Origin of the sequence: Aquaspirillum serpens DSM 68, from assembly GCF_000420525.1 — a bacterium.
GTDB lineage: Bacteria > Pseudomonadota > Gammaproteobacteria > Burkholderiales > Aquaspirillaceae > Aquaspirillum > Aquaspirillum serpens.
Genome location: NZ_ATVC01000042.1, coordinates 1 through 24,155, shown reverse-complemented (window position 1 = coordinate 24,155; position 24,155 = coordinate 1). Strand labels below are relative to the sequence as shown.

20 protein-coding genes are annotated in these 24,155 nt (G+C 51.0%); 9 read left to right on the top strand and 11 right to left on the bottom strand.

Annotated elements, in window-relative coordinates; translation table 11 throughout:
* Positions 1–624, top strand: a 624-nt coding sequence (locus tag G465_RS0108905) for an RNA-guided endonuclease InsQ/TnpB family protein (RefSeq protein ID WP_022654127.1), incomplete at its 5' end; no start/stop codon positions are given.
* A gap of 13 nt (positions 625–637) precedes the next feature.
* On the opposite strand, the gene parC is transcribed toward G465_RS0108905, so the two are convergent.
* A complete protein-coding gene (parC, locus tag G465_RS0108900) occupies positions 638–2,923 on the bottom strand; it encodes a DNA topoisomerase IV subunit A (RefSeq protein ID WP_022654126.1) in 2,286 nt (761 codons plus the stop codon).
* Between the two features lie 81 nt (positions 2,924–3,004).
* On the opposite strand from parC, the gene G465_RS0108895 reads away from it, so the two are divergent.
* A complete protein-coding gene (locus G465_RS0108895) occupies positions 3,005–3,469 on the top strand; it encodes a GNAT family N-acetyltransferase (protein ID WP_022654125.1) in 465 nt (154 codons plus the stop codon).
* A 120-nt stretch (positions 3,470–3,589) separates the two neighbouring features.
* Positions 3,590–4,072 carry a universal stress protein gene (locus G465_RS14200; RefSeq protein WP_022654124.1) on the top strand — a complete coding sequence of 161 codons (483 nt, stop codon included), beginning with the start codon at positions 3,590–3,592 and terminating at the stop codon, positions 4,070–4,072.
* A gap of 56 nt (positions 4,073–4,128) precedes the next feature.
* On the opposite strand, the gene G465_RS0108885 is transcribed toward G465_RS14200, so the two are convergent.
* A complete protein-coding gene (locus G465_RS0108885) occupies positions 4,129–4,590 on the bottom strand; it encodes a ClpXP protease specificity-enhancing factor (protein WP_022654123.1) in 462 nt (153 codons plus the stop codon).
* Between the two features lie 11 nt (positions 4,591–4,601).
* Entirely contained in the window at positions 4,602–5,204 is a 603-nt protein-coding gene (locus G465_RS0108880; RefSeq protein WP_022654122.1) for a glutathione S-transferase N-terminal domain-containing protein, read from the bottom strand.
* A 214-nt stretch (positions 5,205–5,418) separates the two neighbouring features.
* Here G465_RS0108880 and nfsB point away from each other — a divergent pair, with 214 nt between their 5' ends.
* Positions 5,419–6,072, top strand: coding sequence for an oxygen-insensitive NAD(P)H nitroreductase (gene nfsB / locus G465_RS0108875; RefSeq protein WP_022654121.1), 654 nt, complete (start codon positions 5,419–5,421; stop codon positions 6,070–6,072).
* Here nfsB and G465_RS0108870 read toward each other — a convergent pair.
* From G465_RS0108870 to G465_RS0108850, 5 genes are all read right to left on the bottom strand, one after another.
* Positions 6,069–6,284, bottom strand: a complete 216-nt coding sequence (locus G465_RS0108870) for a hypothetical protein (RefSeq protein ID WP_022654120.1) — start codon at positions 6,282–6,284, stop codon at positions 6,069–6,071. The genes nfsB and G465_RS0108870 overlap by 4 nt on opposite strands.
* Positions 6,285–6,360: 76 nt before the next feature.
* Complete coding sequence (locus G465_RS0108865) at positions 6,361–7,773, bottom strand: glutamate synthase small subunit GltD family protein (protein WP_022654119.1); 1,413 nt, start codon at positions 7,771–7,773, stop codon at positions 6,361–6,363.
* Positions 7,774–7,787: 14 nt separating this feature from the next.
* Complete coding sequence (gene gltB, locus G465_RS0108860; RefSeq protein WP_022654118.1) at positions 7,788–12,236, bottom strand: glutamate synthase large subunit; 4,449 nt, start codon at positions 12,234–12,236, stop codon at positions 7,788–7,790.
* Positions 12,237–12,505: 269 nt separating this feature from the next.
* On the bottom strand, positions 12,506–13,408 hold the full coding sequence (hemF, locus tag G465_RS0108855; protein ID WP_022654116.1) for an oxygen-dependent coproporphyrinogen oxidase: 903 nt from the start codon (positions 13,406–13,408) through the stop codon (positions 12,506–12,508).
* 17 nt (positions 13,409–13,425) lie between these two features.
* On the bottom strand, positions 13,426–14,571 hold the full coding sequence (locus G465_RS0108850; RefSeq protein WP_022654115.1) for a trans-sulfuration enzyme family protein: 1,146 nt from the start codon (positions 14,569–14,571) through the stop codon (positions 13,426–13,428).
* 117 nt (positions 14,572–14,688) lie between these two features.
* Between G465_RS0108850 and argE the strand changes: the two genes are divergently transcribed.
* Entirely contained in the window at positions 14,689–15,876 is a 1,188-nt protein-coding gene (argE, locus tag G465_RS0108845; RefSeq protein ID WP_022654114.1) for an acetylornithine deacetylase, read from the top strand.
* On the opposite strand, the gene G465_RS0108840 is transcribed toward argE, so the two are convergent.
* On the bottom strand, positions 15,782–16,534 hold the full coding sequence (locus tag G465_RS0108840) for a TetR family transcriptional regulator (protein ID WP_162138823.1): 753 nt from the start codon (positions 16,532–16,534) through the stop codon (positions 15,782–15,784). The genes argE and G465_RS0108840 overlap by 95 nt on opposite strands.
* A gap of 49 nt (positions 16,535–16,583) precedes the next feature.
* Between G465_RS0108840 and G465_RS0108835 the strand changes: the two genes are divergently transcribed.
* Genes G465_RS0108835 through G465_RS0108825 form a run of 3 tightly spaced genes read left to right on the top strand, consistent with a single transcriptional unit; the run spans position 16,584 to position 22,337 of the window.
* A complete protein-coding gene (locus G465_RS0108835; protein WP_022654112.1) occupies positions 16,584–17,762 on the top strand; it encodes an efflux RND transporter periplasmic adaptor subunit in 1,179 nt (392 codons plus the stop codon).
* A 14-nt stretch (positions 17,763–17,776) separates the two neighbouring features.
* Positions 17,777–20,914 (top strand): efflux RND transporter permease subunit, encoded by a 3,138-nt coding sequence (locus G465_RS0108830; RefSeq protein WP_022654111.1) that lies wholly within the window; start codon positions 17,777–17,779, stop codon positions 20,912–20,914.
* Complete coding sequence (locus G465_RS0108825; protein ID WP_022654110.1) at positions 20,907–22,337, top strand: efflux transporter outer membrane subunit; 1,431 nt, start codon at positions 20,907–20,909, stop codon at positions 22,335–22,337. Before G465_RS0108830 ends, G465_RS0108825 begins: the two co-directional genes overlap by 8 nt.
* Positions 22,338–22,411: 74 nt before the next feature.
* Here the strand turns inward: G465_RS0108825 and G465_RS0108820 are convergent, their stop codons facing one another.
* Both G465_RS0108820 and G465_RS15795 read right to left on the bottom strand, forming a co-directional pair.
* A complete protein-coding gene (locus G465_RS0108820; protein ID WP_022654109.1) occupies positions 22,412–23,500 on the bottom strand; it encodes a TRAP transporter substrate-binding protein in 1,089 nt (362 codons plus the stop codon).
* A 251-nt stretch (positions 23,501–23,751) separates the two neighbouring features.
* Positions 23,752–23,928, bottom strand: a complete 177-nt coding sequence (locus G465_RS15795) for a hypothetical protein (protein WP_155846523.1) — start codon at positions 23,926–23,928, stop codon at positions 23,752–23,754.
* Between the two features lie 64 nt (positions 23,929–23,992).
* On the opposite strand from G465_RS15795, the gene G465_RS14195 reads away from it, so the two are divergent.
* On the top strand, positions 23,993–24,155 hold a 163-nt coding region (locus G465_RS14195), incomplete at its 3' end, for a helix-turn-helix domain-containing protein (RefSeq protein ID WP_211213742.1).

The window sequence follows — 24,155 nt, the reverse complement described above, 5'->3', positions numbered from 1 at the left end:
GGTCGCTGGTATCTCAACGTAGTGGTCAAATGCCCAACCGAAGCCAAACCTGTTCAATATGGCGCATCGGCCATTGGGATTGATCTCGGCCTAAAAACCCTTGCGACAGATAGCAACGGCAGAAAATTTGAACCCAAACAGTGGTATCGAGAATCTGAAGCGGCGCTTGGTATTGCTCAACGAGCACGAAAGAAAGCCCGTGTGAGAGCGATACACGCAAAAATTGCCAACCAGCACAAAGACGCCATCCACAAAGAAACAACACGTCTTGTCAAAGCTCACGCCATCATCTTCGTTAGTAACGTGAACGCCAAGGCACTCGCCAAAACACCGATGGCAAAATCGGTGCACGATGCGGCGTGGACAACGTTCAGAACACAACTCAAGTACAAAGCCATGAGGCAATGTGTGGTGTTCGAGGAAATCAACGAAGCGTTTTCAACCCAAATCTGCTCGTGCTGCGGGAAAATTCCCGCCAGCAGTCCGAAAGGTAGAGCAAGTTTGCGAATAAGAGCATGGATTTGCAGCGAATGCGGTGCAACACACGACCGCGATACCAACGCTGCCAAAAACATTCTCGCGGCGGGACTTCGCCGTCTTGCAGAAGGAATCCCCGCTCTTTAGAGCGGGGAGGAAGTCAAACCGTAATAGCAAGCAACTGCACCTTCTTCGGCAACGGCTTACCACGGCGGCCGCGTTTGGCGGCGAAGTCGGCGAGGGACAGGGAAAGTTCATCTTCTCGTCCCGTCCGCAACCGAATCGTCAGCACCACCCGTTCACCTGCCACGGCCACCGCCGACAGCACGCTATCGCCTTCCTCCAACGACAAAAACTGTAGCCCACGGCCTTTGTTCATTTCTTTTAATTCAGACAAAGCAAAAGCAAGCGCACGCGATTGCTGCGTTAACACAAACACCTGTTGCGCGTGTTCTGGAATGAGCACCGGCGGCAGGGCACGTTCCTCTTCATTGACCGTTAAAAACGCCTTACCCGCTCGAACTCGCGATAACATCTCTTTTAACGGGGCAATAAAGCCATAACCGCCGCTGCCACTGACCAAATAACGCTGTTCAGCCGGCCCAGCCAACATTGCGACAATCTCAGCGTTTTCCTGCACTTCAATCAACGAACTCAGCGGCACCCCTTCACCACGTCCCCCGGGCAACGTAGCGCAGTCGAGGGAATAGCAACGACCATATTGATCGAGCAAGACCAATGGCCACACAGTGCGGGTTTCCACCACACTATGCAGTGCATCCCCATCTTTAAACGACAAGGTGGCCACATCGACACCATGCCCAGCACGGCTACGAATCCACCCCTTCTGTGACAAAATCACTGTGACTGGCTCATCGGCGGCTTGTTGCGTCAACGTCGCTTTTTCCGCTGCCTGCATCAACGTACGGCGAGGGTCGCCATATTTCGCCGCATCCGCCTCAATTTCACGAATCACCAGCTTTTGCTTCGCCCGTTCATCTTGCAACAACTGGGTCAGTCGTTCGGCTTCACCAGACAGCTGCTGTAACTCGTTTGCCAATTTTTCATGTTCTAAACGTGCCAACTGGCGTAGGCGAATCTCTAAAATATCTTCGGCTTGGGTTTGCGATAAACCAAATTGCCGCATGAGATCGGTTTTTGGTGTATCCGAATCACGAATTACCGCAATCACCGCGTCCAAATTCAAAAATACCGTCATCCGTCCCTGCAAAATATGGATACGGGCTTGAGTGTGATTGAGGTGATATTGCAAACGGCGCGTGACCGTCGCCAAACGGAAACCAATCCATTCTTGCAAGATGGCAGGCAAACCCTTTTGCTGTGGCCGGCCGTCCATGCCCAACATGACAAAATTCAGCGAAACATTGCACTCTAACGAGGTGTGGGTCAGCAATAAATTGATAAAAACATCGGGGTCTTGACGGCTCGATTTCGGTTCAAACACCAAGCGCACCGGCTGTTTTTGATCAGATTCATCGCGAGCGCGTTCTAACTGACTCAGCCACAGCGCCTTCAAATTTTGTTGCTCTGCCGACAGTCCTTTTTTATTGGCACGCGGCTTGGGGTTGGTCCCTTCTTCAATTTCTGCTAACACCTTTTTCGCCGAACAACCGGGGGGCAGTTCATACACCACCACCCGCCATTGGTTGCGTGCCAAGGTTTCAATTTTCCAACGCGCCCGCACCCGCACACTGCCACGCCCTTGTTCATAAATGGCAAGGCAGTCGGCCGCCGGCGTAATAATTTGCCCACCACCGGGGAAATCTGGTCCCGGGATGTATTGCATCAATTCAGCACAGGACAGATTCGGCTGCCGCAACAAGGCCACTGCTGCCGCTGCCACTTCTTGCAAATTGTGTGGCGGAATATCGGTTGCCATCCCCACCGCAATCCCTGTGGCGCCATTGAGCAACACCATCGGCAAACGCGCCGGTAATAGCTTCGGCTCATCAAAAGCGCCATCGTAGTTCGGGATAAAATCAACCGTCCCCTGATCCAATTCACTCAGTAATAAGGCGGCAATCGGTGTCAGGCGCGCTTCGGTATAGCGCATGGCTGCCGCGTCATCACCATCACGACTGCCAAAATTACCTTGCCCATCAATCAGGGGATAACGCAAGGTAAAATCCTGCGCCATCCGCACCAACGCTTCATAGGCTGAACTATCACCATGAGGATGGAACTTACCAAGAATTTCACCGACCACACGGGCCGATTTCACTGGTTTGGCACCTGCCAACAACCCCATTTCTTTCATGGCAAATAAAATCCGCCGCTGCACTGGCTTTTGGCCATCGGCCAGTTCTGGCAACGCCCGCCCGCGTACCACGCTCATCGCATATTCCAGATAAGCACGCTCGGCGTAACGATCTAATGGTAAAGACGCTTCACTGTCTGCTGCAGCAACAGAAAACAAATCACTCATGCAAAAATATCCTTCACCCAACCGGCGCAATCCGTTTTTGGAATGCTAAAGTCGGCAATTTCATCAATTTAATGGAAAGTCATGGACACTGATTTGCACTGGACGTGCCAACCGTTTAACCAATTACGCGTTGACCAGCTGTATGCCATCTTGGCCTTGCGCGATCAAGTCTTTGTATTAGAACAACAATCTTTATATGGCGACATTGATGGTTTGGATATCGATTCACACCATGTCTGCGCTTGGCACCCAACCGCCGGCCTCGTTGCTTATGCTCGCTTGTTGCCACCCAAGGTAAAATATCCCGATTGTGCAGCAATTGGGCGGGTGGTTATTGCTCCAGCATGGCGAAATTTGGGGCTAGGAAAAAAACTGTTTGCCTATGCACTGACAGAAACAGTATTGTTATGGCCACGACAAGATATTATGCTAGCAGCACAACATGACAAATGTGGGCTTTATGCTCAGTTTGGCTTTGTCGCACAGGGTGAACTTTTTGACGATGGTGGCGTATTGCATCAAACCATGTTGCGCAAATCAGTTTAAAATACTATTTTGTGTCAAATTAGGTAGAAACCCTCGTAAAATTACTGGGGATTGAACCGATAATATCATCGGTTACGTTTCATCGATTCACCACTATTCCGACATTGCGGAGATTTTTTAATGTATAAACTGATTCTTGCCGCCCTTGACGATAGTGCTAACGCCAAATTAGCACTCGAACAAGCCATCAAACAAGCCAAACTGTGCGATGCCCGTTTGCACTTGCTACACGTTGTGAACTTGTTTGATCTGGCAAGCGCAGATGTTGGTATGCCAGACCCAGCCGGTTTGCGTAACCAAGCCAAAACCTATAGCGAAAAAGTCTTGGCCAATGCTCGAGCCACCGCCCAAGCCACCGGTATCGAGACCTCGTCCAACACGCGTTCTTGTTGGGGTGGTGGCAGCGAAGTGGCCGAACAAATCGTGGAAGAAGCCAACGAATTGATGGTGGATCTGATTGTGATGGGCACCCACGGTCGTGGTGGTATGCTGCATCTGATGTTAGGCAGCGTTGCCGAAGCCGTGATGAGACACACCTATTCTCCATTGCTCATTATCAGAAACCCAGAACAACAACCGGGCAAAGCCCCTATGCTGCAATAAGGCATGTCCAGTTCACGACAACAACGCCCCGTTTTTGGGGCGTTGTCGTGTTGACATCACTTCACCACACGCAACTGTGGCCGACCACGAGGCCGTGATGGAGGTGGATCGTCGTCCTCTTCCTCATCGTTCGAGGTTTCTTGCTCTGCAGAAGCTAAATGCAAAGCGGTGGCCTCTGCAGCATGAGGCGCATCGTTCCCCTCGGCTAAGGGCTCAACATCAAAGTGCATCCCTTCGCCCGTTTCACGTGCAAACAGCGAAATCACATTCGCAATCGGCACATACACCTCATGTACCATGCCAGAAAAACGTGCCGAGAAATAAATCGCATCGTTGTTGATGGTGAGATCGCGGGTTGCACTGTCGGCGATATTCAGCACAATTTCATTGTTGCGCACATAGGCCATCGGCACATTGACTCGACTGTCCACCCACACTGCAAGATAGGGCGTGAAACCTTGGTCGCTACACCATTCATGCAAAGCACGAATGAAATAGGGCTTGGTACTGGCGTTCATGCTGGGTTCCCTTACTTACGCATTGCTTTTTCAGCTGGCGTCAGCGAATCGATAAAGGCTTGACGGCTAAACAGACGCTCAGAGTATTTCAACAATGGTGCAGCGGCTTTGCCCAAATCAATATGATAGTGTTCCAAGCGCCACATTAACGGTGCCACCGCCACATCAATCATCGAAAACTCATCACCCAACATAAATTTTTGACGCGCAAAAACAGGGGCAATTTGGGTCAGGCTTTGGCGAATCGCTTCACGTGCACGATCGGCCTCGGCTTTTTTCGGTGTGCCTTCTAATGTGCGGACATGCACAAACAATTCTTGCTCAAAACGATAGAGGAACAACCGTGCCCGTGCCCGCATGATGGGGTCTGCTGGCATCAGTTGTGGATGGGGGAAACGTTCGTCGATGTATTCGTTGATGATGTTGGATTCGTACAAAGTCAGGTCACGCTCAACCAACACGGGCACTTCATTGTAAGGATTCATCACCGCCAAATCTTCCGGCTTGTTGTGCACGTCAACATCGTTGATGGTGAAATCCATGCCTTTCTCGAACAGGACAATACGACAGCGATGGCTAAACGGGCAGGTGGTACCGGAATAAAGCGTCATCATGATGAAAAAACTCCTGTCAAGATGAAAAAATAGAAAAAAACAATGTGTGAGTGTAACACTTTAGCCACGGGTTTCGCGAATAAATCTCGATAATTGATTGATTGATAAAGATTGATAAAAGGAAAATATTTTTTTGGGCCATCGGTTGAAGAACACGCAAAACAGCATCACACTGTCTTCTCATTTTTTAACACCTTAGACTAAGGATAGCACCATGATGTTGTCAGAACTCGTCACTCGCCGTTATACCAGCAAAGCGTTTGATAGCAGCCGCAAACTGAGCCCAGCACAAGTCGAAGAAATAAAAACCTTGCTGCGCTATAGCCCGTCCTCCACCAATTCCCAACCTTGGCACTTTGTGCTGGCGGGGACAGAAGAAGGTAAGGCCCGTATCGCCAAAGCCACCAGTGGCCGTTATGAGTTTAATGCTGCCAAAGTGTTGAATGCCTCGCATGTGGTGGTGTTTTGCACACGGGCGAGCATCGATGACGACCATCTGCAACGCTTGTTAAACCAAGAAGAGCAAGATGGCCGCTTGCCAACGGCTGAAGCAAAACAAAATCAACACGCCGGCCGCAGCCATTTCGTCAATATGCACCGTTACGAGCTGAAAGACGCGCAACATTGGATGGAAAAGCAGGTCTATCTTGCCCTCGGCACCGCCTTGTTAGGGGCCAGTGTCTTGGGGATTGATGCCTGCCCGATTGAAGGCTTTGATGCCGCCATCTTGAATGAAGAATTGGGCCTGCGCCAGCAGGGTTATACCGCTTCGGTGTTATTGGCCTTGGGCCACCATGCCGAGAGTGATTTCAACAAGCATCTACCAAAATCACGCCTGCCACAAAGCGACGTAATCAGCGAAATTTAACGCTCAGTTTCTTTCTTCTCTTCGTCTTCATCAGACGATGTCACCGCCCGCACTCCAGCGGCGGTGACATCCACCGCCGCCCCCACTGTTTTTGCGCCAATTTTTACGGTTGTTGCCACCACGGTAACGGCGGCATCAGCCACCGCCACCACTGCACACCCAGACAACAACAGTGCCGTTGCTGCCACCAAGCCACCCGCTAACCATCGCATCAAAAAACCTCTATTAAGCAAACACCGCCTAAGCGGTTGCCTAGGCGGTGCGAAAGTGTGACAGACAAATGGGGGACTACCAAACTTCGAGGTAGTTCAAAATCCCCTCCGCGGCTTGCCGTCCTTCAAAGACTGCCCGTACCACCAAATCAGCACCGCGCACCATATCGCCCCCAGCAAACACTTTGGGATTGCTGGTTTGATGTTTAAAACGCTGCTGTTCCGGTGCCACTGTGCGGCCACGCGCATCGGTATCAATCCGCACATGATCGAACCACTCTGCCCGCTCGGTTTGGAAACCGAAGGCAATAATCACGCGGTCACATTCTACGATCTGTTCCGACCCCGGAATAATGTCTGCATGACGCCGCCCTTTGGCATCGGGTTCGCCCAAACGGGTTTCTGCCAGTTGCAAACGCAATGAACCATCGTCGGCTTGAGTAATCGCCATCGGCTGACGATTCCACAAGAAATTGACCCCTTCTTCTTTGGCATTGGCTACTTCGCGCTTCGATCCGGGCATATTGGCTTCATCACGCCGATAAGCACAGGTCACGCTGGCTGCACCTTGGCGAATCGAGGTACGGTTACAGTCCATCGCAGTATCACCACCGCCCAACACCACCACACGCAAACCTGCCATCGAAAGGAAAGGTTCTGCCCCCAAAGTGCCGAGGGTGTGGCGGATGTTATTGACTAAGAATGGTAACGCTTCGACTACGCCGGGCAGATCCTCACCCGCAAAGCCGCCCTTCATATATTGATAGGCGCCCATGCCCATAAACACTGCGTCGTAGCGTTCGAGCAAATCTTCGATATGAATGTCGCGTCCCACCTCGATATTAAGACGGAACTCCACCCCCATTCCCTCCATGATCGTGCGGCGACGCTTGACCACATCTTTCTCTAATTTGAACTCTGGAATACCAAACGTCAGCAGACCGCCAATTTCTTCATAACGGTCGAACACCACCGGTTTCACACCGTTACGCGCCAAGACATCAGCACATGCCAACCCTGCCGGCCCCGCGCCAATCACCGCGACTTTTTTATCCGTCCAGATCACTTTCGACATATCTGGCCGCCAACCGGCTTTTAAGGCTTCATCGGTAATGTATTTTTCCACCGAGCCAATTGTTACTGCACCAAAGCCGCCTTGATTCAGCGTGCAAGCACCTTCACACAACCGGTCTTGCGGACATACCCGACCACAGATTTCCGGTAAGCTATTGGTTTTGTGCGACATTTCCGCCGCTTCAAATAACTTGCCTTCTTTTACCAATTTCAACCAATTAGGAATGTAGTTGTGAACGGGGCATTCCCACTCACAATAGGGATTACCACACGCCAAACACCGGCCAGCTTGTTCGGCGGCTTCACCTTCTGCTAATGGTTTGTAAATTTCAAAAAACTGCTGTTTGCGCGCCTCTGCCGGAAATTTTTCACCCGGATTGCGTTGCACATTCAAAAACTGAAATACGTCGCCCATGATTTTTCCGTTTCTCAATCTTTCAACAGGCTATCGAGTGTGGCGGCCTTCGGCTTAACGACCCAGAAGTAATCCACATAATCATCGAAGTTCTGCAACATATCGCGCGCCACATCGCTGCCAGTCAGTTCAACATGCTTGGCAATTTTGTCTAGCAAATAGGCACGGTATTGACCCATTGCTTCACCATTAATCAGATGAATATCAATCAGCTCGTTGTTATAGCGATATGGGAAACGCTCGTTGGGGTCGTAAACAAAGGCCACACCGCCGGTCATCCCCGCGCCAAAGTTCACCCCTGTTTCACCCAACACCACAACCGCACCACCGGTCATGTATTCACAACAATGGTCGCCCGCGCCTTCAATCACCGCCAACGCGCCAGAATTGCGTACCCCAAAGCGTTCGCCAGCCACCCCAGCCGCAAACAACTGACCACCGGTTGCGCCATATAAGCAGGTGTTACCGATAATGATGGATTCGTTGCTCTTAAGGGGTGAAACCTTCGGCGGATAAATCACAATCCGACCACCGGCCATGCCTTTGCCAACATAGTCGTTGGCATCGCCTTCGAGTTCTAAGGTCAACCCTTTAGCATTCCACACCCCAAAGCTTTGGCCGGCAGAACCATTGAATTTAAAGGTCAAACATCCTTCTGGCAGGCCATCGGCACCATGCTGTCGCGCAATTTCACCAGAAACACGGGCCCCAATTGAGCGATGGATATTGCGAATTGGGTAGCTCAAATGCAGCATCTGTTTGTTTTGGATCGCGGTCAGCGCATCAGCTACCATCTGTTCCGCTAGCTCGCCCTTGTCAAAAGAAGGATTGGCTTCGACCACACAAAAACGGGGTTCATCCGCAGGAATATCGCCTTGGGTCATCAACGCGGAGAGATCGAGTTTTTGTTGTTTGTCGCTTTGCGGCGCAGCAATGTGCAGCAAATCCAACCGACCAATCAGCTCTTCCATACTGCGAACACCCAACTTCGCCATCCATTCGCGGGTTTCACGGGCAATAAACAGGAAGTAGTTCATCACCATTTCTGGCAAGCCAATAAAGTACTTGCTGCGCAGTTTCACTTCTTGCGTGGCGACACCGGTGGCGCAGTTGTTGAGGTGACAAATCCGCAGGAATTTACATCCCAATGCCACCATCGGGCCGGTACCAAAACCAAACGACTCCGCCCCCAAAATGGCCGCTTTCACCACATCCAAACCGGTTTTTAAGCCGCCATCGGTTTGCATCCGCACCCGACCACGCAGACCATTAGCACGCAACACCTGTTGAGCTTCGGTCAAGCCCAGCTCCCACGGCGTGCCAGCATATTTCACTGATGTCAGTGGCGAAGCGCCGGTGCCACCGTCGTAACCAGAGATAGTGATTAAATCGGCATAGGCTTTTGCCACCCCAGCCGCAATCGTCCCAACACCGGGCTCTGCCACTAATTTCACCGATACCAACGCGGTGGGATTGACCTGTTTCAGGTCAAAAATCAGTTGCGCCAAATCTTCAATCGAATAGATATCATGGTGTGGCGGGGGTGAAATCAGGCTGATACCGGGTTTGGAACAGCGTAAGCGCGCAATCAGCGGACTGACTTTATCCCCCGGTAACTGTCCACCTTCGCCCGGTTTCGCGCCCTGTGCCACCTTGATTTGCAGCACTTCGGCATTCACCAAATAGTGAGGCGTTACCCCAAAGCGACCGGAAGCCACTTGTTTGATCTTCGACATCTTGACCGTGCCATAGCGTGCAGGGTCTTCGCCGCCTTCACCAGAATTGGAACGTCCGCCTAAACGATTCATGGCTTCGGCTAGGGCCTCATGTGCCTCGGGCGATAGGGCGCCCAAGGACATACCTGCTGAATCAAAGCGTTTTAAAATCGCTTCAATCGGCTCGACCTCTTCAAGCGGAATCGCTTGGCTTGGATCGAGTTTAAGCCCCATCAAATCGCGGAACATCGCCACCGGACGCGTATTCACCAAATGAGCATAGGTTTGATAAGCGTCGTAATCGTCGTTTTGTACCGCCTTTTGCAACATCATCACGACATCAGGGTTATATGCGTGATACTCCTCGCCGTGGACGTATTTCAACAAACCGCCCTGCTGCACTGCACGCATTGGGTTAAATGCGGCCCGTGCCAGTTTCTTTTGGTCGGCTTCAAAATCCTCAAAACGCGCACCAGACACTCGACTCACGGTGTCTTTCAAACACAGATTTACCACATCGTGATGCACCCCAACCGCTTCAAACAGTTGTGCACCTCGGTAGCTGGCCACAGTTGAAATACCCATCTTCGAGAGGACTTTCAACAAGCCTTTGTTAATCCCCTTGCGGTAATACTGCAATGCTTCGTTAATTTTCTTATTGACCACACCCGTGTTGACCAAATCAACAATGGTTTTGTAGGCCAAGTAGGGATACACCGCCGTTGCGCCGTAGCCAATTAAACACGCAAATTGATGTGGGTCGCGCGCGGTGGCGGTTTCAACCAAGATATTGGCTTTACAACGTAACCCTGCCTCAATCAACGCATGATGCACGGCACCCACGGCAAACAAAGCATGAATTGGCAGACGTTGTGCGGCAATATTGCGATCTGATAACACCACAATCACCGTGTCTTCACGCACGGCTTCAATCACATGCTGACACAGGCGACGAATCGCCCCTTCCAAATCGGTTTCGAGTGGGTCGTAGCAAAGATCGAAAGTGGTGGCTTTCAGATACGGTTCAGGGCGGGTCGTAACATGAGTAAATTTTTCATGTGACAACACCGGACTGCGTACTTCCAAGCGTTTGGCGTGTTCGGCGGTTTCTTCAAACGGATTGCGCTCTGGGCCAAACGCCGTTGCCAGCGACATCACAATCGCTTCGCGAATCGGGTCGATCGGTGGGTTGGTGACTTGAGCAAATTGTTGCCGCAGATAATCAAACGGTGAGCGTGCTTGTTGTGACAACACCGCCATTGGCGTGTCATCCCCCATCGAACCGACGGCTTCTTGGCCGTCTTCCGCTAACACACGGATGATTTGATCGCGTTCTTCAAACGATAAGCCAAACATTTTTTGATAGACCAACAGCTCATCGCTGGTCATCGCTTCCAGTTTGGTATCGTCTTCGAGAGAGAATTCGAGTTTTTTAGCGTTGTCTTTAATCCATTGCCGGTAGGGTTTGGCCGATTTCAACAAAGCATCAATGTCTTCGGGGAACAACAGCTGTCCGGTGGTCAAATCGGCAGCAAAAATTTGCCCCGGCTTTACTCGTCCCTTTAATACCACATCTTCAGGCGCATAATCCCAAACGCCCACTTCAGAGGAAATAGTCAAAATACGGTCTTTGGTCACCACATAGCGTGCTGGACGCAAACCATTGCGATCGAGCATACATGCTGCATAACGACCATCGGTTAAGACAATCCCCGCTGGGCCGTCCCACGGTTCCATGTGCATCGAATTAAATTCATAAAACGCACGCAGGTCTTTATCTGTTGAATCGACATTTTGCCAAGCAGGCGGCACCAATAAGCGCAGGGCACGGAACAGCGGAATGCCGCCCATCAACAGCCCTTCGAGCATATTGTCTAAACTCATCGAGTCCGAACCGTCGGTTTGCACCATCGGACGCACGGCTTCCATATCCAACAACGGCGAGGCCATCACATGCTCACGGGCATGAGCCCAAAAGCGGTTGCCTTGTACGGTATTGATTTCGCCGTTGTGCGCCAAGAAACGGAACGGCTGTGCCAATTTCCACTGTGGCCAAGTGTTGGTGGAAAAACGCTGATGGAAAACCGACAGACTCGACTCAAACCGTTCATCGTTTAGGTCGAGGAAAAAGCGAGAAAGATTATCCGGCGTCACTAACCCTTTGTAAGACAAGGTGTGAGGGTTGAGTGTTGGAATATAAAACGAGGTATCGCTTTGATTGGCTTTTTCGGCTTGCCGGCGGCCCATATACAGGCGACGCTGAAATACCGCTTCATCCATCCCAAACGGGCAATTGACAAAAATTTGATGAATGGCTGGCAGTGTTTTTAAGGCATATTCACCGCACGCACCGGCATCGGTCGGCACCAAGCGAAAACCAGCCACTTCAAGGCCTTGTGCCTCGAGTTGGGCAGTCAGGGTTGCGCGGCTTTGTGCTCCGATAGCGTCATCACGATGAGAAAACACCAAACCTGCGGCATAGTGTTTTTTCAGTGCAATCCCCGCTTCGGCGGCCACTTCGCGCAAAAAGCCATCCGGTTTACGAAATAACAAACCACAACCATCGCCCGACTTGCCGTCTGCTGCCACCGCACCACGGTGGGTCAGTTGGGCCAGCGAACTCATCGCCGTTTTTACCAGCCAATGGCTCGGTTTGTCATCGAGTTGAGCGATCAGGCCAAAACCACAGCTGTCCTGCTCAAATTGCGGGCGATAGAGGGTGCCCTGCAACCAATTTTGTCTTTCCATACCGAATTGCCTATGCGTCGAATGATTAACAGGATATTTCGATTGTACGGCCGGCAAGACAAAATCAGCAAACCTTTTTTGTGCATGGCACAAAACATTAAAAATCAGATACTTATATTGATTTTTGACGGTTTTTTGACAGTAAATGAAAAAAGATTTTTTGTAAAACGGACGTTTTTCTCTATAAAAACGACACGCAAAGCAGATAAACGCACAAAATAAGTGCAATGCACTGATTTTGTGCGTTTATTGCACTATAAAAGTGCAAATTAAACCCATTGCCGTTCAGGTAAGAAAGCGTGCAACAAATCGGCCTCGGGTGTATTGGGTTCGGGCTGCCAGTCATAACGCCATTTCACCACCGGCGGCATCGACATCAAAATCGATTCTGTACGACCACCCGATTGCAAACCAAACAATGTGCCACGGTCCCACACTAAATTAAATTCCACATAGCGACCACGACGGAAGGCCTGCCAATCGCGTTGCGTTTCGCCGTATGGCAATTCACGTCGTCTTGCCACAATCGGTTGGTAGGCAAGCAAGAAGTGATCCCCCACACTGCGAGTCAGGGCAAAACATTGTTCGAATGGCAGTGAGTTAAAATCATCAAAGAAAATGCCCCCCACCCCCCGCGCCTCGTTGCGGTGTTTGAGGAAGAAATAACGGTCACACCATTGTTTAAATTCGGGATACCACTGTTCACCAAACGGTTGCAGGGCTTGTTGACAGATACGATGGAAATGCACCGCATCTTCCTCAAAACCATAGTACGGCGTTAAATCCATGCCACCGCCAAACCACCACACCGGTTCAGCATCTTCTTTATAAGCAATAAAAAAACGCACATTCATATGCACCGTTGGTACATAAGGGTTGCGTGGGTGTAAGACTAACGACACCCCCATGGCTTCAAAGTGGCGGCCAGCTAATTCTGGCCGTACCGCAGTTGCCGACGGTGGTAGGGCTGCCCCTTGCACATGCGAGAAGTTCACCCCACCGCGTTCAAATAACTCACCTTCTTCAATCACACACGATAAACCGCCGCCGCCTTCGGCACGCTGCCAGCTATCGCGTAAAAAGGCGACTTTGCCACCATCTAATTGTTCTAAACCAGCGACGATGCGCTGTTGTAAATCGGTAAAATAGTGTTTGATAACATCAACCTGCATCGCTTTTCCTTTATTTTTTAGGCTAAGGCCTGCGCCAAATCGGCCTGCAAATCTGCTGCGTCTTCCACACCAAACGACAAACGCAATAAGCCTTCACGAATGCCACATGCGGCTTTCACTGCCGGCGGCATGGAGCCGTGTGACATGGTTGCCGAGTGGTTGACGATAGACTCCACACCGCCGAGTGATTCGCCGAGGGCAAATAATTGCAAGCGCTGAGCGACGCGCTCGGCTGCGGCACGACTGTTTTCTTTGAGATAAATCGACACGATGCCGCCAAAGGCTTTCATTTGGCGTTTTGCTAAGGCATGTTGTGGATGGGAAGTTAAGCCTGGGTAAAACACTTGTTCTACCGCCGGCTGTGTTTCCAACCACTGCGCCAGCTGCAAGGCAGTTTGGCAATGGCGATCCATACGCAGATGAAGGGTTTTGATGCCACGCGACACTAAAAAGCTATCTTGCGGCCCCGCCACCGCACCGGCGCTGTTTTGTACCAGCTTGATACGAGCAGCAAGGCTTTCATCATTGACAATCACCACCCCCAAAATCACATCAGAATGGCCGCCAAGATATTTGGTCGCTGAGTGCATCACAATATCCACCCCTAACGCCAACGGCTGTTGTAAGTAGGGCGTGGCAAACGTGTTGTCGATGGCGACTTTTACCCCAGCTTGGTGGGCAATGTCGGCCAAAGCAACGATATCGACTAGATTCAACAACGGATTTGACGGTGATTCTAGCCACACTAATTTCACCGCAGGATTGAGTAAATCTCGCAGGGCTTCTGGTTGGCGTAAATCAGCAAATGTGACTTTGATGCCACTTTCTGCATATAAGCGGGTCAACAAACGATAGGCGCCGCCGTATAAATCAGCAACAGCAATCACCTCATCCCCCGGCTGGAGGGTAGCGCGCAATACGGTATCAATCGCAGCCATACCACTGGCAAAGGCAAAACCAAACCGCCCACCTTCTAAGGCAGCAACGGTGTTTTCTAATGCGCTGCGGGTTGGGTTGGCACTGCGGGAATAGCTAAATGGTTGTTGGCTATCCAGTGTTTCATGGACAAAAATCGAGCTTTGATAAATCGGAGACATCACCGCATGGTGACGGTCATCTAAAGGTTGATAGCCGGCATGAACGGCAAGCGTAGCAAACTGCATCCTAAAGGCCCTCGGCACAAATAAAACCAGATTGTCTAGCCTAACACATTGCCGCCGCTTACCCTTGCCCCGTATGCTAAAGGCTGCCGATTGTCGCTTAAATGCAGGATGCCCCGAATGACTGCTGTGCTTCACCCCGATACCCGTACTTGTCTCGATCAACTGATTGCCTTTCCCACCATCAGCCGTGATTCGAATCTTGGCCTGATTGAGTGGGCACGCGATTATCTACAGGCACAAGGTGCACGCTGTCGTTTGAGCTTTGATCAAGACGGTGGAAAAGCCAATCTGTTTGCCAGCTTTGGCCCAGATCAGCCGCATGGCGGCTTGGTCTTGGCAGGACACAGCGATGTGGTGCCTGTCACCGGTCAGGAATGGGATAGCGATCCGTTTATCGCCCACTGGCAACACGACCGTGTGTATGGTCGCGGCACCTGTGATATGAAAGGGTTTTTAGCCGTTTGCATGGCAATCGTGCCGCAAATCACCGCCCGTTATGAATTGCAACAGCCGCTGCATTTGGCGTTGACTTATGATGAGGAAATTGGCTGTTTGGGTGTTCGCACGTTATTACAAGATTTGCAACAAGCTGGTATTCGGCCAGATGGTTGCATTGTCGGTGAGCCCACCGGCATGAACACCATCATCGCTCACAAAGGACGGCAAAGCTATCGTTGTCGCGTGCGCGGTAAAGAAGCCCATTCCTCGCTTGCCCCGCATGCGGTGAACGCGATTGAGTACGCCGCCAAGATGATTATCAAGCTGCAAGAGTTGGCGATTGCCGAACAGCAATTTCCACAAGCCGGTTACGATGTGCCCTTTTCCACACTTGCTACCACCCAAATTTACGGCGGTATTGCCAGCAATATCATTCCGCGTGATTGTGAATTTAACTTTGAATATCGTTATTTGCCGGGGCAAGACCCCGAACGGGTCATGGCACAGATTCGCCGCTATGCCGCCCATTTAAGCCAGCAAATGCAAACCACGGCAGCGGAATGTGGCATTGAAGTTGAACAGACCACCCATGCACTGGCTTTTGCCGCCGATACCGAACAAGACTTTATCCGCTTTGCCCAAGCGTTGACCGGTGGTCGTGCCTCACGGGTGGCCTATGCCACCGAAGCCGGTTTCTTCCAACGCGCCGGTATCGCTACCGTGGTGTGTGGGCCCGGTGACATTGCCCAAGCCCATCGTCCGAATGAGTTTGTCAGCGTGGCACAGCTGCATCGCTGTGAACAATTGTTGTGGCAACTGGGTTCGGCACTGAGTCATCCAACAACAAACCATCGAGAAACAAGTTAATTAGAGCAGGGGCATGGTTGGCTAAATCAAATTTTTCTGGATTAAATAGCCAACCACTGACAATCCCATGCAAATACAAAGTTAAACCGTGGGCGGCGATTTCAGGATCTACCTCCGGTCGTAACAGACCTTGTGCCGCCAACATTTGAAAAGTGTGGCTAAGTTGTCGTGGCAACGGCTCGCATAAGGTCACCAGCCGCTCACGCACTGGCTCCATTTCTTCGGTGAATTCACACTTCTGTAACAGAATTTCCAGCACAGTACGGCAATGCAGTTCGTGTACCACACGGGCAAGGCTGTCGTAACAGACTTGACGCAATTGGCAACAGGACAGTTGGTCTTCATGTTGGCCGAGATATTCCATTAAAAATTCAAACGGCAGTTGAACTCGTTCATGCATGGCATGAAACAGTTCGGTTTTATTACTGAAGTGCCAATAAATTGCTCCACGCGTGAGCCCAGCTTCTTGTGCCACATCGGCCAAAGAAGAATGAGCAACGCCCTTGGCACTAAACACACGCAAGGCAGCATCTAATAACGCTTGCCGAGTTTGTTCAGCCTCTTCGCGTGTTCGTCTGGCCATAATGTTGACTTCCCCTCCGGTGTAAACGAATTGATAAGCCAATGATAGCGTAAATCCCTCTATACATACATACATGAATGTATCTATAATAACAGCGGTTCTCATTTCAGAAAGCATCATCAATATGCTTAGCTCTGTTCGCACACAACTCACCCCCTCACTCTTAGCCATCGCCATTGCCACTATTCTCGGTGCTTGCTCTGGTGGTGATTCACAACCTAAAAGCGGCGGTATGCCTCCGCCAGAAGTCACGGTAACAACGGTCAAAGCGGCTGATGTACCACGGGTCTTTGAGTATGTCGGCCAAGTGGCAGGCTATCGTGACGTAGAAGTGCGTGCCCGTGTCGGCGGCATTTTGCAAAAACGGCTCTACACCGAAGGCAAGGCAGTCAAACAAGGTGATGCGCTGTTTTTAATTGATCCAGAACAGCTCACGGCTGCCGTTGACCAAGCCAAAGGACAATTAGCCGTTGAACAAGCGCGGCTGACGCGAGCCAAGCAAGAACATGATCGCGTTTTGCCCTTGTTTGCAGAAAATGCTGTATCACAAAAAGACCGTGATGATGCCGTCACCGCGTTGGAATCAGCTCAAGCTTCGGTGGCCGCAGCGCGAGCCAAATTGCGCGAGGCAGAAATCAACCGCAGCTATAGCCGCGTCACAGCGCCTATTTCAGGGATGACGTCGAAAGAAGTGGTCTCTGAGGGCAGTTTGTTATCCCCCAACAGTTTGTTGACGGTGATTTCCCAAACCGACCCGATTTACGTCAACTTTTCGATGGCTGATAACGATGCCCTGCGCTTCCGGAAATTGATCCAAGAAGGGGTGTTGGTGGCACCCGAAGGCGGCAAATTTGATATTGAACTGCGCCTAGCCGATGGCAGCCAATATCAACGCATTGGCCGCATGAACTTCACCGATAACATTATCGACCCCACCACCGGTACCCTGCGTGCGCGCGCTGAATTTGCCAACCCCGAAGCCGAATTGCTCCCCGGACAATTCGTTCGGGTGTTTATGAAGGGTGCGATTCAGAAAAACGCGATTTTAATTCCACAACGTGCCGTTTTATCGACGGCCCAAGGCACGATTGTTTTCATCGTCAACGAGCAAGGTAAAGCAGAACCCCGTCCGGTTCAGGTGGGTGAAGAAATCGAGCGTAATTTCGTGGTGTTGTCTGGCTTAAAAGGCGGTGAACGTCTGATTGTCGATGGTGCGATGAAATCCCGCCCGGGTCAGCCGGTGAAACCAGTTGAGTTGACTGCTGCCCCAGCCGCTCATACCAGCCCCGCTAAACAGCCTTAATTGGAGCTCTCAGTATGTTCTCAGGCTTTTTTATTAAGCGGCCCATCTTCGCCACGGTCATTTCCATCATCATTATGATGGCTGGTTTTTTCGCCATGCGAGGGTTGCCCATTGCACAATACCCACCGATTGTGCCGCCACAGGTACAAGTGGTAGCCAACTATCCGGGGGCGTCGGCTGAAGTCGTTGCCCAAACCGTTGCTGCACCGTTAGAACAACAAATCAACGGGGTGGACAATATGCTGTATGTGAACTCGGCCAGTGCTTCAAATGGTCAGTTGAACATGACAGTCACCTTTAACATCGGCACCAACCCCGACCAAGCCACGATTAACGTCAACAACCGTGTGCAAACTGCGCTGTCGCAATTGCCGGAAGAAGTGCGCCGGCAAGGGGTGACTGTTCAGAAAAAATCGTCCAATTTCCTGCAAATCATCACCCTTGATTCGCCAAGCCAACGCTACGATCAAGTGTTTATCAGCAACTATGCGCTGGTGAATATTCTTGATGAGCTAAAACGGGTACCGGGGGTGGGTGATGCGATTATTTTCGGTGCTAAAGATTATTCGATGCGGGTGTGGTTAAAACCCGATCGTTTGGCACAACTGAAAATGACACCGAGCGATATTGTGGCGGCTATCCGTGAACAAAACTCGCAATTTGCCACCGGTAAAATCGGCGCACAACCGACACCCAATATGGTGGATTTCACCCTGTCGGTTACTACGCAAGGCCGTCTGCAAACACCAGAAGAATTTGAAAAAATCATTCTGCGTTCGCTACCCGATGGCTCTAAATTGCGGTTGAAAGATGTGGCGCGGATTGAATTGGGTGCAAAAGACTACGACTTCACCGCCACCCGCAACGGCAACCCCACCATTCCCCTCGGTATCTTCTTGGCCCCAGGTGCCAACCAGCTCGATACCGCCGAGGCGGTGAATGCCAAAATGGCCGAATTGGCAAAGAAATTTCCAGCCGGCTTGGAATATAAAGTCCCTTACGATACCACTCGCTTTGTCAAAATCTCGATTGATGAAGTGGTAAAAACCCTCGCCGAAGCGATGGTGTTAGTGTTCTTAGTGGTGTATTTGTTCTTGCAAAACTGGCGTGCCACGCTGATCCCGTGCTTAGCCGTTCCCGTTTCGATTGTCGGCACGTTCGCTGGTATGTATCTGCTGGGTTTCTCGATCAACACCTTGACCTTGTTCGGTATGGTGTTAGCCATCGGTATCGTGGTGGATGACGCGATTGTGGTGTTAGAGAACGTCGAACGGATTATGGAAGAAGAAGGCCTGCCACCAGCGCAAGCCACTTTCAAAGCCATGCAAGAAGTCACCGGCCCCGTGATTGCGATTGTGCTGGTGCTATGTGCGGTGTTTATCCCTGTCGCGTTTATGGGTGGTTTGGCTGGGCAAATGTATAAACAATTTGCCATTACCATTGCTGTCTCGGTCGTGATTTCGGGTATTGTTGCGCTGACCCTGACCCCTGCTTTATGTGCGGTATTACTGAAACCCGGCCATCAGGCCAGCTTTGCCTTCTTTGACCGTTTTAATCATTGGTTTAACCGTCAAACACGCCGCTACACCACAGGCGTGCGGTTTTTATTAAAACGCTCAGTGTTGGGTTTTGTGCTATTTGTGGCACTGATCGCCGCGACTGTCGGTTTGTTCCGCATCACACCAAGCACGCTGGTACCCGATGAAGATCAAGGCTATATCTTTGCCATCACGATCATGCCCGATGGTTCCTCTTTATCGCGGACACAGGAAGTCACCTCACAACTGGATAAATTGGCGCTGAATCATCAAGCGGTCTCCGACGTGGTGACCTTCTCGGGTTATGACTTTTTAACCGGTTCAATGAAAAGTAGCTCGGGTGCCAGCTTTGTCACCTTAAAACCGTGGGCAGAACGTACCGCACCGGAAGACCATGCAAAATCGATTGTCGGCTATTTGTTTGGGGCAGCTGCCAGCATCAAACAAGGGTTGGTGTTAGTGTTTAACCCACCACCGATCTCAGGGATGTCAACCACCGGTGGCTTTGAAGGTTATGTCCAAAACCGTGTGGGCGGCAGCAGTAAAGAATTGGCCTCGGCCACGGCAAAATTGTTAGAAGCCGCTAGCAAACGGCCTGAATTGACTGGCTTATCCTCGACCTTTAGCGCCAATGTGCCACAAATTTTTGTCAATCTCGATCGCGAGAAAGCCAAAGCCTTGGGCGTACCAGTGAATCAGGTGTTCGATGCCATGCAGAGTACGTTTGGTGCGCTATATGTCAACGATTTCAACAAATTCGGTCGCACTTTCCGCGTGCAATTGCAATCGGAAGCCGATTTCCGTTCTAAACCGGAAGACTTGCGCAATGTGTATGTGCGTTCTCAAAACGGCCAGATGATACCTTTATCGGCCTTAGTCACCATCGAACGCACCACTGGTCCTGAAATTGTCGAGCGTTTTAATGTATTCCCTGCCGCAAAAATTGTCGGTGGTCCTGCCCCCGGTCATAGCTCAGGCGAAGCCTTAAAAATCATGGAACAACTCGCTGCCGAGGTGCTACCAGAAGGCTACACCATTGCGTGGACAGGCTCGTCTTATCAGGAAAAATTGACTGGCGGGGCATCAGCGTTGGTGTTCGTCATTGGTTTGGTGATGGTGTTCCTGATTTTGGCGGCACAGTATGAAAAATGGAGCTTGCCATTGGCAGTGTTGATGGCGGTGCCGTTTGCTGTGTTTGGTGCAGCATTAGCCAACTGGATGCGCGGGCAAGCCAATGATGTCTATTTCCAAATTGCTTTGGTGACGCTGATCGGTCTAGCGGCAAAAAATGCGATTTTGATTATCGAATTTGCGGTGTTGAAATACGAGGAAGGATTGTCGTTGTTCGATGCGGCAATTGAAGCCGCACGCCTGCGTTTCCGCCCGATTATTATGACTTCACTGGCGTTTGTGTTGGGTTGTGTACCGTTAGCCATCTCAAGTGGCGCCGGTTCTGCCAGCCGCCATTCAATTGGTACCGGCGTGATCGGCGGTATGTTAGCCGCTACCTTCCTCGCTACACTATTTATCCCATTGTTTTTTAAATTGATTATGGGATTAAACAAAACACCACGCGAGGTCGCCGCACAACCCGAGGAGAACCGCCATGAGTAATTTGCCATTCCGCGCTTGGCGGCCAGCGCTTACCGCCATCACGGTGATGATGGCGCTCTCTGCGTGCGCCATCGGGCCTGACTACCAACGTCCAGTGTTAGATTTACCTGCCGCTACCAGTGCACCGACGGCAACCCTGACACAAGACTGGTGGCTACAATTCCAAGACCCCGTTCTCAACGACTTGATTCAACGGGCACAACAGCACAATCAAGATATTGCTCGTGCCCTTGCTCGTTTGGATGAGGCCAGCGCCGGCCTCACCAGTGCACGCGCCGATCAGTTACCCCAGTTAGGCGTGAATGGGCAATACCAACGGGCTCGCCTTTCAAGTGTAGGAAGTAATACCAGCCTTGACCGTGGTGAAAAAGTCATTGGTTCAATGCAAACAGGACAGGCCACGCTGTCGTATCAATTGGATTTATGGGGACGCTATCGCCGCGCTAGCGAAGCCGCACGGGCCGAGTTGTTAGCCAGCCAATTTGCCAAAGATACGGTGAATTTGTCCGTGGCAGCGCAGGTTGCCCAAGGCTATTTCAACCTACGCGCCTTAGATCAACAGCTGCAAATTGCCGAACAAACGCTGCAATCACGGCAAGCTTCCTTAGCGTTGCGCGAAAAACGCTATCGTGGTGGTGTCAGTTCCGAGCTGGAATACCGTCAAGCACAAGCCGAAACTGCTGCTACTCAAGCAGCAGTGCCGCGCTTACAACAAGCACAGGCCGCTGCAGAAAAAGCGCTGCAAGTGTTAATTGGTGCCAGCCCTCGCGAACTGATGACCAGCCAAGTGCCTCGCGGTAAAACAGTGACTGAACTGACTACGCCACCGCTGATTCCGGCTGAGTTACCGTCACAATTGTTAGAGCAACGCCCTGATCTACGCGCAGCAGAAGCACGCTTGATTGCTGCGAATGCTCGGATTGGTGTGGCGAAAGCAGCTTATTTCCCCAATATCAGCTTGACGGGGAATTTGGGCAGCGAAAGCCTACGCTTGGCAGATTTGTTTTCTGCACCGGCACAAACTTGGTCGTTTGTCGGGCAACTGGCGATGCCAATTTTTGACTTTGGTAAGACAGGGGCAGCGGTAGATGCGGCTTCTGCACGGCAAAGACAGGCATTGGCCGATTACACACAAGCGGTACAAAACGCTTTTCGTGAAACGTATGTCGCGCTGCAAGCCCATCGCACCAGCCGCGAACAATTTGCGGCGCAAACCGCACAGGTTGATGCCCTGCGGCGTGCCTTGCGCTTAGCGCAGTTGCGCTATGACAATGGCTATTCGAGTTATTTAGAAGTCCTCGATGCGCAGCGAAATTTGTTTTCTGCCGAGATTGACTGGGTACAAACTCGTCAAGCACAGCTTGATGCAGTGGTGTCGGTGTATCTGGCTTTAGGCGGTGGATGGTCCACACCGAGGCCTTAACAAAAAAGCCCAGTCAAACAAGACTGGGCTTTTTAACTCGCATTCCATCTCCGGTTAACGGGGGTTTTTGTGGCTTATTTGCGGAATGGCGTGGAATACATAAACTGTTCCAAAGAAGCATCCGTCAGGCTAAACCAACGGTGCTGCACATTACGATAAGAAACCCAATCGGTGTAAATCTTCTTAAACAGCGGATTTTTTGCCGATTCTTCTTCGTAAATCTCGATTGCCGCTTTTTGAGCTGCTACCAAAATATCTTTTGGATAACGATGTAATTTCACACCATTGCCCACCAGACGTGCCAAGGCTTGTGGGTTTTTGTGATCGTACTCCGCCAACATATTAACGTTAGCTTCTGCTGCTGCGGCTTCTAGTGCAGCTTGATAGGCCTTCGGCAATTTTGCCCACTGATCTTTGTTGATGTAGAAGCTGATTTGTGGACCGGGTTCCCAGAAACCAGGGTAGTAGTAGTTTTTCACGATTTTGAAAAAGCCCAGTTTTTCATCATCGTAAGGCCCCACCCATTCGGTCGCATCAATCGAGCCCTTTTCCAGCGCAGGATAAATATCACCACCCGGAATACTTTGGGGCACAGCACCTAGTTTCGCCATCACCTCACCGCCGAGGCCAGGGATACGCATTTTCAGGCCTTTGAGATCCGCCAAACCTTTTAATGGATTACGGAACCAGCCGCCCATTTGCGCGCCCGTGTTCCCCCCCGGCAGCGCATGCACTTTGTATTGGTCAAACAACTCGGCCATCAATTTGCGGCCATTGCCAAAGTACATCCACGCATTCTGTTGCCGTGCGGTCAGACCGAAAGGCATCGAGGTATCAAAACCAAAGGCTTTGTTTTTACCAACATAGTAATAGCCGCAGGTATGACACATTTCAACAGTGCCATTTTGTACCGCATCTAGGGCTTGTAACCCCGGCACAATTTCACCAGCAGCAAAGACGCGGATTTGGAACTTACCATCGGTCAGTTCAGCCACCCGTTTCGCCAACACATCAGCACCACCGTAGATCGTGTCCAGCCCTTTCGGGAAGCTAGAGGTTAAACGCCAACGGACCTGTGGTTCTGCAGCGATGGCAGGGGCAGCAATAGTACCGGCAACCAAGCCAGCGCCAGCCGCTTGTTTTAAAAAGGCACGACGTTCCACTGATGAATCTCCTCTTAACGTCCTTACCGCCCTTCACGAGCGGTTTTTTGCGGGACCCATCACCTAATGATGAGTCGTTTTAATCACAAGAGCACCTGTTTTAGAACAGTTAGCAGGGTTTGCCAACTGTTTCCGATAGTGCGATGCAACAAAACATACCCAAAGAAAACGCTAATTTTCCTTAAAATTCGCTATTTTTCAGCATCATACATACTATAGCAACAAAGCAACTTTTCACTGAGACAGTCGTTTTAACGCAATTGCGCCAAGGCGTGAATGCGATCTTCAATGCTAGGATGGCTGGCAAACCATTCGCTCCAGCCACGGCCACCGGCAATCCCCGAAGCGGCCATCTCTTTTGGCAAAGACGACACCTCAACCCCACCCAAACGCTGTAGTGCACGAATCATCGGTTGTGTGGTCCCCATAATACGTGTAATGGTCTAATGTCAGCGGACAGTAAGATAGGGGGATGAAGAAGGTTTTGGAGGAATGGTGATGAAACAAGGGCGCAGGGTATTTGACACGAATTTCAAGCTGCAAGTGGTGCAGATGGTGAAAGAGCAAGGCTTGAGCGTGATGCAGGTCTGCAAAGAAATGCGGTTAGGTGAGACGGCGGTTCGTCGTTGGGTGAAACAATTTGAAGACGAACAAG